The sequence below is a fragment of the Streptomyces sp. PA03-1a genome, from assembly GCF_033792805.1.
GTDB lineage: Bacteria > Actinomycetota > Actinomycetes > Streptomycetales > Streptomycetaceae > Actinacidiphila.
In genome coordinates, this window is record NZ_JARAVO010000310.1 from 1 (window position 1) to 9,389 (window position 9,389).

Genomic DNA, 9,389 nt, shown 5'->3' on the forward strand with positions numbered 1-9,389 from the left:
CCGACGTCCCCCAGGGCGGCAGCGTGGTCGTCCTGGGACTGGGGCCGATCGGCGACATGTGCTGCCGCGTCGCCCGCCACCTGGGCGCGGGCAAGGTCACGGGGTCGACCACGTACCGGAACGGCTGACCAGGGCGCGCCGTGACGGCGCCCAGGTCTTCAGCCTCGACGAGTACGAGGACCAGGACGATCTCGTGAAGGCCGTACGGAACGCCACCGACGGCCGCGGCCCGGACGCCGTGATCGACGCGGTGGGTACCGAGGCCCACGGCAGCACCCTCGGGAAGCTGGTCCAGCAGTCCGCCGGTCTGCTGCCCCGCGCCTGGGCGGCCAAGCTCATGCAAAACGTCGGCGTCGACCGCCTCGGGGCCCTGCACCTGGCCATCGAACTGGTCCGCCGCGGCGGCACGATCTCGGTGAGCGGCGTGTACGGCGGCATGACCGACCCGCTGCCGATGCTGACGCTGTTCGACAAGCAGATCCAGTTGCGCATGGGCCAGGCGAACGTCCGGCGCTGGAGCGACGAGATCCTCCCGCTCCTGACCGACGAGGACCCGCTCGGCGTGGACGGCTTCGCCACACACCACGTCTCGCTGGAGGAGGCCCCGCAGGCCTACGACATGTTCCAGAAGAAGGCCGACGGTGCCATCAAGGTCCTCATGCACCCGTGAGGGACGATCCCGCCGGGGAACCCACCGGGCATTCCGCAAGCCTCCCCACGTCGAGAGGGGTCCGTGTGCCATGCCGCGGGGGCCCTGGCGGGCGGCTGAGTTCACCCGGTTGTCCCATCAAGGCGGATGCCGCGGTGCCGATACCGCGGTAGTGCGCTGAGGAATCCGGTCGACAGGCTCCCTGCGTCCCGCGGCCCCGGGACGTACCCTCCGTTGAAGCTCTGCCCGCCCCGGGAGCGGGCTGGGCACGTGGCTTGGGCCAGAGCGACGTGCTGCTGCAAGTCGTGCGGGAGCTGTGCGCCCGCGGGCTGCTCACCGTGCGTCCCCCGAGCACCGATTCCGAGGCGCGGACCGTGGCCGACCATTGCCGCTGAGGTCCGGCTTCCGACGCTGGAGGACGCTACAAAAGGCCCGCATGCCGTCCTCTCCGCCGCGAGCCGGGCAACCGCCGTTCCGGCCACCTAATCCGCGGGAGCCGGGGCAGGCCGGGCGCGCCGGCGATGGCTGGTGTCGCACCACGGGTAGGTGCGGCTGCGGCGGCAGGCGCAGACAGCCACGACGAAGCGGTCGGAACGCACGACACGGCCGTCGTCCAGGACCACCTCGACGGGGCCCTCGATCAGGATCGGGCCGTCCCTGGTGATCGTCACGCGCGTCGGCGCCGGTTCACCGTTCACGTTCGGCACGGATCACCACCAGCTCTTCCTTGTCTTCCCCCGCGGCTATCAGCCCTTGGGCCTGCAGCCACGCCGACCGGTCGCGCAGCACGGGACCGAAGGGGATGTACCGGCGCTCGGTGACCGCGGCCCGCAGTCCGGCGTGACGTAGCCGGCCCAGGGTGCGCTCGACACAGCAGAGAGCCGAGTGGACCAGGAGCAGGACGCCTCCCGGGGCGAGCAGCGGCGGCACGTCGGAGCAGATGCGGTCCAGCAGCGCCCGGCCGTCGGACCCGGCATCCCACGCCAGGGCGCGACCGCGGGTCGGTAGGTCCGCCTGCGGCGACGGAACGTACGGCGGATTGGCCGTGATGAGGTCGAAGCGGTGGCCCGTCACGGGTGCGGTGAGGTCGCCGCGCAGGACTTTGACGCGCAGGCCGTTGAGGCGGGCGTTGAGCCAGGTGGTGCACACCGCGCCCAGGGATGCGTCCACGGCGGTCACCTGCGCGGCGCCGCGCTCGGCGGCGGTCAGGGCCAGCGCGCCGCTGCCCGTCCCCAGATCGAGGACTTCGGTGCCGTCGGCGAGAGGCTCCCGCTTCAGCGCCTCTTCGAGGAGGAGCGTGTCGTCCTGGGGGCGGTACACCCCTGGCGGGGACAAAAGCCACATAGGGCACGACTACCCCGCGGCACCGGAACTATCATGAACTTGAGGGCAAGGTACGGGACCGGTCGCTCCGTGTGGGCGGCCTCCTCCAGGTTCTGCGCCCCCGTGCCGGGCGCTGTCGTCGCGCCCCTTCGTCGGCGAGAGCGTGAGCCGACCGCATGGGATCCTGGTGCGCGGGTAAGCCGGGAAAGCTGGGTTGCACCGGAGGACAGGGGAACATGGACGCCGTCGTACCGGACACCGGACCGCCCTTCCTGGAGGGATCGCGGGCCCTGCGTGTGGGCATGCCCGACAGCCTGCTGGACGGCGTCATGGCGCCCGCCTACGTGGTGGACGGCGAGGGGTCGATCATCGCGGCCAACGAGGCGGCAGGGACCCTCCTGCAGAGGTCCACCGCGGATCTCCTCGGTCAGGACGCACATGACCTGCTCCACCGTGACAGCCACGGTCACACCCTGCCGCGCTCCCGTTGCGAGATGCGTGACGCCCTGCTCACGGAACGCACCCGGCACGGCGACGTCGGGTGGTTCGCCCGGGGGGACGGCAGCCTGCTCGGGCTGTCCTGGTTCCTGACGCCGTACGGCCTGGGGCCCGGAAGGCCGGGGGCCCTGGTCATGCTCTACCAGCGGCAGGAGGCGGCAACGACCGACCAGGAGCCGGCAGCGGGGCTCTCGACGCCGCTGACGGATCTCGACCGTCTCGCCCTCCTCGCGGAGACCACCACCCAGCTCACCTCGACACTCGACGTGAACGAGGCGCTGCACCGCCTGGCCGCCCTGACCGTGCCGCTGCTGGCGGACTGGGCGGTCGTCGACCTCCTCACCGAGAACGAGGAGGTGCGGCGCGCCCTGGTGGTCCAGAACAAGGATGGTCTCCTGATCGAGCGCGCGGACCTGCAAGGGCCCATGCCGCCGGTGCCGCAGGAATCCCCGATGCCGCTGTCCCGCGCCTTGCGCGGCGCCGCGTCGACCATCGCCACCGCCTCGACGTACCACGGCCCTCCGGACTCCGGGATCGCGGTCGAGCAGCACCGGCTCTTCGAGAGGACGGGCATGCACTCCGCGGCCATCGCCCCGATCCGTGGGCTGCGGGACGTGCTCGGGGCGCTCACCCTGGGCCGCTCGGAACGCCCGGACGGCTTCACCGCCGGTGACCTGCCGCTGCTGGAGGACGTGACCCGCCGCGCGGGACTGGCGCTGGACAACGCCCGCCTCTACCAGAGGCAGCGCAAGGTCTCCGAGACGATGCAGCGTCACCTGCTGCCCCAGATGCCCACGATCCCCGGCCTGCAGATGACCGCCAGGTACGTCCCGGCCCCGCAGGCCTCGCAGGTCGGCGGTGACTGGTACGACGCGTTCCCTCTCGTCGACGGCGCCACCGCACTGGCCATAGGCGACGTCGTCGGACACGACCTGGACGCCGCCGGCGGCATGGCACAGGTCCGGAACATGCTGCGCGCCTTCGCCTGGTCGGATCCCGAGTCGCCCAGCGCCGTCGTCACGCGCCTCGACCAGGCCGTCATGCACACCGCCGAAGTGCCCATGGCGACCATGATCTTCGCGCGGCTCACCAGCGCCGATGACAGGCTGTGGCGACTGGAGTGGACCAACGCCGGCCATCCGCCGCCGCTCCTGGTGACCCACGACGGGCAGACCAGCTTCCTCACCGAGGGCCACGGCATCCTGCTCGGCACGGGCACCGACAAGCCGCGCCAGGACGCCGTCGTCACCCTGCCCCCGCAGGCCACCCTCGTGCTGTACACCGACGGGTTGGTCGAGTCGACCAGGCACTCCATCGACGTCGGCCTCGACCGGCTCCGCCAGCACGCCGCTTCCCTGGCCCGGCGCCCCCTGGACTCGTTCAGCGACTCGCTGCTGAGCCAGGTCCGCCCCCAGGACAACGACGACGACGTCGCCTTCCTCGCTCTGCGCACACCCGCCGCCCCGTAGGACCGGGCCGGCCGCCCTCGGATGCGGTCCTGTGAGTGAAGCGGCCAAGGTGGGAAGAAGTGCAGGGAGCAAGGGAGGTCGCCGTGTCGCATGACCAGCTCGGGCTCGACGACGTACTCACGGCAGCGGAGGCAGCCTCGCCGGTGAACTCGCTGGACGTGGTGGCGCGCAACCTGAGGGAGCGGTTCGGGGCCCGCTCGGTGTCGTTGCTGCTCCCCGACGTCATCGGCCAGAAGATGGTGCGGGTCAGCGAGGACGCGGACTCGCAGCAGGTCAGGAGCGCCGATCAGGTTCCGCTGCACGGCAGCGTCTACCACGACGTGCTGCGCAGCCAGCAGGTGACGCGGGTACCCGGCGACGGGACGGGTGAGCGGGTGATCGCGCCCGTCACCAACCGGGGCGACACGATCGGGGTGCTGGAGCTGACCCTGCCCGACGCCACCGACGACGTGCTGGGACAGGTTGCCGAGGCGGCGCTCGCGCTGGCGTACATCGTCGTGACCGATCGCCGCTTCACCGACGTCTACCAGTGGGGCAAGCGCACGACGCCGATGACCTTGGCGGCCGAGATCCAGCGGCAGCTGCTGCCCACGGCCTCCTGCTGCACGGTGAACGGGTTCACCGTCGCCGGGGCGCTGGTGCCCGCGGATTCCATCGGCGGTGACACCTACGACTTCACCCTGGACTACGACACGCTGCACCTGTCGATCACCGACGCGATGGGCCACGACATCAGGTCGGCGATGCTGGCCACCGTCCTGGTGAACGCCTCCCGCCGCGCCCGCCGTGCCGGGTGCGACCTGGCGGAGCAGGCCCGCCAGATGCACGAGGCGATCCAGCAGCACGGCAGTCACGGGCTGGCCACCGGGCAGCTGGTCCGTGTCGCCCTGGACGGAACCGGCTTTCAATTGGTCAACGCGGGGCACCCATGGCCCCTGCGCCTGCGCGACGGAACGGTCGAGGAACTGCGCCTCGCCGTCGACCTTCCCTTCGGAGTCCCTTCCCCGGCTCCCCACCGGGTTCAAGACCTCGACGTGCGCGCCGGGGACCGGCTCGTGCTCTACACAGACGGCATGCAGGAGCGCCGGGCCCGCGGCGTGGACCTGGCCGTCATGCTCCGCGACTCCGCCGCCGAGCACCCCCGCGAAGTGGTCGAGATGATGACGTCCGCCGTGTCCGTCGCCTGCCACGGCCACCTGGAGGACGACGCCTCGATCGTGTGCCTGGACTGGCGTGCGTAGAAGGCCACGGTTGCCGCACGGCCGGATGCCGGGTTTGTCGTGGAGTGAGGAGGAAAGCCGCTCCACATGAGGCTTATGAGGCTTACGAGCGAAAAGCAAGGGTCCCCGAACGCCGCCCTTCCTGCGGCGATGGACACCCTCGAAGGGCAGGAGTGGCTCGACGGGCTTGCCGCCGTCGTCCGCAAGGCCGTGCGCGCCCTGCCCCTGGGCCGAGGGCGCGACGCGCTGCGCGGGCTGTGGCTCGGCCACCCCGTGCACCCGGTACTCGTCCAGGTGCCGATCGGTGCCTGGACCTCCGCCGGGGTGCTCGACCTGCTCCCCGGCGAGAGCCGTGCCGCCCGCCGTCTGGTGGCGCTGGGCCTGGTCTCCGCGGTGCCCGCGGCCCTCGCCGGATGGGTGGACTGGGCGGAGCAGCGTCCCCGGCAGGCCCGCGTGGGCCTGGTCCACGCGACCGCCAACGCCGTCGCCGTCACCGCGTACGCCTGCTCACTGGCGGCCCGGATCAAGGGCCGCCCGGTCCTCGGCCGGGCCCTCGGCTTCGGCGGCATGACCGTGGCCACGGTGGGCGGGGTGCTCGGCGGCCACCTCGCCTACCGGCAGGGCGCCGGCGTGAACCACGCCGAGGCGGTGCCGGTGCTGGTGGAGCCGGGCTGGCATCGCGTCGGCGTGCCGCAGGACTTCCCGTTCGGCGAGCCGGTGCGGCGGATGGCCGACGAGGCGGCCGTGGTCGTGGTGCGCGCGGACGACGGGCGATTCCACGCCCTGGCCGACCGCTGCAATCACATGGACGGCCCCCTGCACGAGGGCAAGGTCATCGAGGGCTGCCTCGAATGTCCCTGGCACGGCAGCCAGTTCCGCCTGTCGGACGGTGCGAACGTCCAGGGGCCGGCGACCGCGCCGCAGCCCCGCTTCGAGTGCCGGATAGCCGCCGACGGGCAGGTCGAGGTCCGGCTCGCGCGGTCCTGAGCCACCCTGGGCCACCCTGAGCCACGAGGAGGAACTGCCATGAGTCAGCAGGCTCTCGAGATCTACATGAACGACCACCTGGCGGGCTCCACCACCGGGCAGTTGATCTCACGTCACCTCGCCGACCACCACCGCTCCACGCCGCACGGCGACGAACTGCGGCGTGTGGCCGACGAGATCGCCGAGGACCGGCAGAGCCTCCTCGACCTGATGGCCGCGCTCGACGTCCCGGCGCGACGTCACAAGGTCTACGCGGGATGGCTCGCCGAGAAGGCGCGCCTGCTCAAGCTCAACGGCCGTGTCGTCCGCCGTTCCGGCCTGAGCACGGTCATCGAACTGGAGGCGCTGCGCCTGGGCATCGAGGGGAAGAGCCTGCTGTGGCAGTCGCTCCTGTCGCTCACACCGAAGAAGGATCTGGACGAGGACCGGCTGCGCACCCTCGTGGACCGCGCGCAGGAGCAGATCGACACGGTGGAGACCGTACGCCGCGAAGCCGTCGGCGCCGGCCTCGGGTGATCCCGGCCGCCGCCCGGCCCGCAACGGCGTGCCGTCGCGCGCTCCGTGGCAACGCCTGTGGCGTCTTCCGCCGTCAGGCCGTTCGGGTGAAAAGTGTGATGATCCTCCGTTTCGGGGTAGCCGTGACTCAAGACCAAGATGAGCAAATGGGGTGAATCACATGCCCGCAGGGTCGAGTCGCAAGCGGGAGCGGCAGTACGAGCACATCAAGGAGAGCGCCGAGAACCGGGGCGAGAGCGAGAAGCGGGCCAAGGAGATCGCCGCCCGTACGGTCAACAAGGAACGCGCCCGGGCGGGTGAGTCCAAGACCGCCAGCCGCTCCTCCATCGAGGACATGTCCTCGGGCAAACGCGGCGGACAGCGCTCCGGCAAGGGTTCCCAGGGACCCACTCGCGACCAGCTCTACGCGGAGGCCAAGCGCCGCAACGTCGACGGTCGCTCCCACATGAACAAGGCCGAACTCCAACGCGCCCTCGGCGACAGCTGAGCGCACGCGGGTCAACCAGCGGAGGACATCATGCTCATCCTCGGCATCATCCTGCTGATCATCGGCTTCCTCACCGGGATCTCGATCCTGTGGACCATCGGGATCATCCTCGTGGTCATCGGCCTCGTGCTCTGGGTGCTGGGCGCCGTGGGGCACAGCGTCGGCGGGCGCAAGCACTACTGGTAGGCGGCGCGGGTCCGGTCGTCAGCCAGTCCGGAGGCCGCGCGCGACCGCCATGGCGGCCGCGCGCGGCCACGGCCGTGGTGACGCGACACCCAGGTCTGTCCTGACCGGCTTCCCACCAAGGCTGCGGGGTAGGCACCCCCCATGGCGGACTATGACGCCTCGCCCTACGTCCCCGAGGACGCGGACCTGGCGGCGCTGAGCAGCGCGGCCGCGGGGTGCCGGGGGTGCCCGCTGTACGCGGATGCCACCCAGACCGTCTTCGGGCACGGGGAGCCGTCCGCGAGGCTCGTACTGGTGGGCGAGCAGCCCGGGGACCAGGAGGACCGGCAGGGCCTTCCCTTCGTCGGCCCTGCCGGGAAGGTGCTGCGCAGGGCGCTGGACGAGTCCGGGATCGATCCGGCCGACGCCTACGTCACCAACGCCGTGAAGCACTTCAAGTTCACCGTCCCGGAGCATGGCAGGCGGAGGATCCACAAGCAGCCCACGCTCCGCGAGGTCGCCGCCTGCAAGCCCTGGCTGGAGGCCGAGCTGGAACGGATCGCCCCGTGGATCGTGGTCGCCCTCGGCGCGACCGCCGCGAAGGCCCTGATGGGCCCGGAGTTCCGGGTCACCCGGCAGCGCGGGAAGCTCCTGACGCCGGGCGTGCCCCTCGACGGGGCGCACGTCCTCGCCACCGTCCACCCCTCCGCCGTACTGCGCGCCGGCGAGAACCGCGAGGAGATGTACGCCGGACTGGTGGCGGACCTGCGCGTGGTGGCCGACGCCCTCGGACGATCCGATTCCGTTTCCCGGGCCGGGTCACGGGCAGATGCTCAGCAGATGCACTGACCGCGTCCCTCTGGGAGGTGTGCCATGAGCACGCCGCATGCAGCCGACCGTTCCGCCCCGAGCAGCAGTGCCGAACGCAAGGTGCCCCCCACGGAGACACCCCCGGCGGAAAGCAGCACCACCCACGGAATCTCCCTCCCCGAGCGGCCGGAACTTCGCAAGGCGTGGGGATTCGCGCCGCTGGTGTTGATCTTCTGCGTCGTCGCGATCTTCCTCGCGGGAGTGATCGCCATGATCGTCGCACTCTCCTCCTAGTACGGCGCAGGGGCACCCGGACATACGAACGCCTGCGCGAGGAGGAATCCATGGCCGAGCGCGACCTGAGCAAGGGCGACGAGGTGTCGTGGAAGAGCCACGGCCAGAAGGTGACCGGCAAGGTCAAGAAGAAGGTCACCAAACGGACCCGGGCGGCGGACCGCACCGTCGACGCCTCGAGTGAGGAACCGCAGTACGAGGTCGAGAGCGACAAGTCCGGGCGCTCGGCGGTCCACAAGCCGGGGGCACTGGGCAAGGACGGGTGAGCCGTGGGCAACGAGGGCGGCCTCGGCCAGGGCTCCATGCGATGCCCGCCGTCCGCGGCGGATGCCACCCCGCGTCCGTCGATACCGGGCACCCGAAAGGAGACACACGTGAAGCGCGACGAGACGCCCGAAGGTGCGGAGCACACCGCCCCGCCGCCTAAGGACCAGCAGGATCTCCAGCAGGCCCGCGGGCACCGCGGGCGCGATCCCGACACGGCGGAACGGGGACGACCGGACACCGACGTTCCCGACGCGCCGCGCGACCTTCCACCGCAAGAACCCCCCGACTGACGATCGCGCCGACCGGGGGGCACGAGTTGATCCCGGACGCCGGGAGGGGGGACCCGGCGTCCGGGGCATTCACCCACCATGCGGCTGCCTCACCGCAGAATCCGGATGCCCCGGATTCGCGGTGCGACACGCGGCTGGAGGCCGGCTTCGCTGGGCTCGGGGAGAACCTCAACGAACACGTGGTGGGCGGCGGATGGCCCGCCGCGGACGTCCGCCACGAGATGCTCGTGGAACCCCGGTCACCGCCGTGTCAGGCCCCTGTGCCGTTCCGGCGGTCGCCCGCCGCAACGGCCCAGGGAGGCCGGCTCGCGTCAGGAACGGCCGCGGCCGGTGACGAAGTCGCGTGCCCGGTCCACCAGCCCGGTCCCCGGCGCCAGGAGCTTGTTGCCGGGCGGGGTGTCCGGGGCGCTGGGG

12 protein-coding genes and 2 pseudogenes are annotated in these 9,389 nt (G+C 71.5%); 11 read left to right on the plus strand and 3 right to left on the minus strand.

The genetic code is table 11. From position 1 onward, the window contains the following. A pseudogene (locus PV341_RS40870) lies at positions 1–670 on the plus strand (zinc-binding dehydrogenase); the annotation flags it as partial. A gap of 461 nt (positions 671–1,131) precedes the next feature. Here the strand turns inward: PV341_RS40870 and PV341_RS40875 are convergent. Together PV341_RS40875 and PV341_RS40880 are read right to left on the minus strand one after the other, a co-directional pair. Further along, entirely contained in the window at positions 1,132–1,356 is a 225-nt protein-coding gene (locus tag PV341_RS40875; protein ID WP_500323961.1) for a CDGSH iron-sulfur domain-containing protein, read from the minus strand. Then, positions 1,337–1,993, minus strand: coding sequence for a HemK2/MTQ2 family protein methyltransferase (locus PV341_RS40880; protein WP_500323962.1), 657 nt, complete (start codon positions 1,991–1,993; stop codon positions 1,337–1,339). Before PV341_RS40880 ends, PV341_RS40875 begins: the two co-directional genes overlap by 20 nt. Positions 1,994–2,208: 215 nt before the next feature. Here PV341_RS40880 and PV341_RS40885 point away from each other — a divergent pair, with 215 nt between their 5' ends. From PV341_RS40885 to PV341_RS40930, 10 genes are all read left to right on the plus strand, one after another. Further along, on the plus strand, positions 2,209–3,939 hold the full coding sequence (locus PV341_RS40885) for a PP2C family protein-serine/threonine phosphatase (RefSeq protein WP_500360485.1): 1,731 nt from the start codon (positions 2,209–2,211) through the stop codon (positions 3,937–3,939). Between the two features lie 83 nt (positions 3,940–4,022). Next, on the plus strand, positions 4,023–5,180 hold the full coding sequence (locus PV341_RS40890; RefSeq protein WP_500323964.1) for a PP2C family protein-serine/threonine phosphatase: 1,158 nt from the start codon (positions 4,023–4,025) through the stop codon (positions 5,178–5,180). 129 nt (positions 5,181–5,309) lie between these two features. After that, positions 5,310–6,146 carry a Rieske (2Fe-2S) protein gene (locus PV341_RS40895; RefSeq protein ID WP_500323965.1) on the plus strand — a complete coding sequence of 279 codons (837 nt, stop codon included), beginning with the start codon at positions 5,310–5,312 and terminating at the stop codon, positions 6,144–6,146. 39 nt (positions 6,147–6,185) lie between these two features. Beyond that, complete coding sequence (locus PV341_RS40900) at positions 6,186–6,662, plus strand: hypothetical protein (RefSeq protein ID WP_500323966.1); 477 nt, start codon at positions 6,186–6,188, stop codon at positions 6,660–6,662. A gap of 160 nt (positions 6,663–6,822) precedes the next feature. Then, a complete protein-coding gene (locus PV341_RS40905; RefSeq protein ID WP_500323967.1) occupies positions 6,823–7,149 on the plus strand; it encodes a plasmid stabilization protein in 327 nt (108 codons plus the stop codon). A gap of 30 nt (positions 7,150–7,179) precedes the next feature. Continuing rightward, positions 7,180–7,335 (plus strand): DUF6131 family protein, encoded by a 156-nt coding sequence (locus PV341_RS40910; RefSeq protein WP_326579019.1) that lies wholly within the window; start codon positions 7,180–7,182, stop codon positions 7,333–7,335. A gap of 141 nt (positions 7,336–7,476) precedes the next feature. Then, entirely contained in the window at positions 7,477–8,163 is a 687-nt protein-coding gene (locus PV341_RS40915; protein ID WP_500323968.1) for a UdgX family uracil-DNA binding protein, read from the plus strand. A gap of 24 nt (positions 8,164–8,187) precedes the next feature. Beyond that, on the plus strand, positions 8,188–8,418 hold the full coding sequence (locus PV341_RS40920) for a DUF6480 family protein (RefSeq protein WP_500323969.1): 231 nt from the start codon (positions 8,188–8,190) through the stop codon (positions 8,416–8,418). A gap of 50 nt (positions 8,419–8,468) precedes the next feature. Next, complete coding sequence (locus PV341_RS40925) at positions 8,469–8,684, plus strand: hypervirulence associated TUDOR domain-containing protein (protein ID WP_500323970.1); 216 nt, start codon at positions 8,469–8,471, stop codon at positions 8,682–8,684. A gap of 108 nt (positions 8,685–8,792) precedes the next feature. Next, complete coding sequence (locus PV341_RS40930; protein WP_500323971.1) at positions 8,793–8,975, plus strand: hypothetical protein; 183 nt, start codon at positions 8,793–8,795, stop codon at positions 8,973–8,975. 311 nt (positions 8,976–9,286) lie between these two features. Here the strand turns inward: PV341_RS40930 and PV341_RS40935 are convergent. After that, positions 9,287–9,389: pseudogene (locus PV341_RS40935) on the minus strand (hemerythrin domain-containing protein); the annotation flags it as partial.

Coding starts and splice junctions, on each gene's coding strand:
- PV341_RS40885 (WP_500360485.1), top strand. CDS start 2,209: ATGGACGCCGTCGTACCGGACACCGGACCGCCCTTCCTGGAGGGATCG.
- PV341_RS40915 (WP_500323968.1), top strand. CDS start 7,477: ATGGCGGACTATGACGCCTCGCCCTACGTCCCCGAGGACGCGGACCTG.
- PV341_RS40910 (WP_326579019.1), top strand. CDS start 7,180: ATGCTCATCCTCGGCATCATCCTGCTGATCATCGGCTTCCTCACCGGG.
- PV341_RS40925 (WP_500323970.1), top strand. CDS start 8,469: ATGGCCGAGCGCGACCTGAGCAAGGGCGACGAGGTGTCGTGGAAGAGC.
- PV341_RS40905 (WP_500323967.1), top strand. CDS start 6,823: ATGCCCGCAGGGTCGAGTCGCAAGCGGGAGCGGCAGTACGAGCACATC.
- PV341_RS40895 (WP_500323965.1), top strand. CDS start 5,310: ATGGACACCCTCGAAGGGCAGGAGTGGCTCGACGGGCTTGCCGCCGTC.
- PV341_RS40880 (WP_500323962.1), bottom strand. CDS start 1,993: ATGTGGCTTTTGTCCCCGCCAGGGGTGTACCGCCCCCAGGACGACACG.
- PV341_RS40920 (WP_500323969.1), top strand. CDS start 8,188: ATGAGCACGCCGCATGCAGCCGACCGTTCCGCCCCGAGCAGCAGTGCC.
- PV341_RS40900 (WP_500323966.1), top strand. CDS start 6,186: ATGAGTCAGCAGGCTCTCGAGATCTACATGAACGACCACCTGGCGGGC.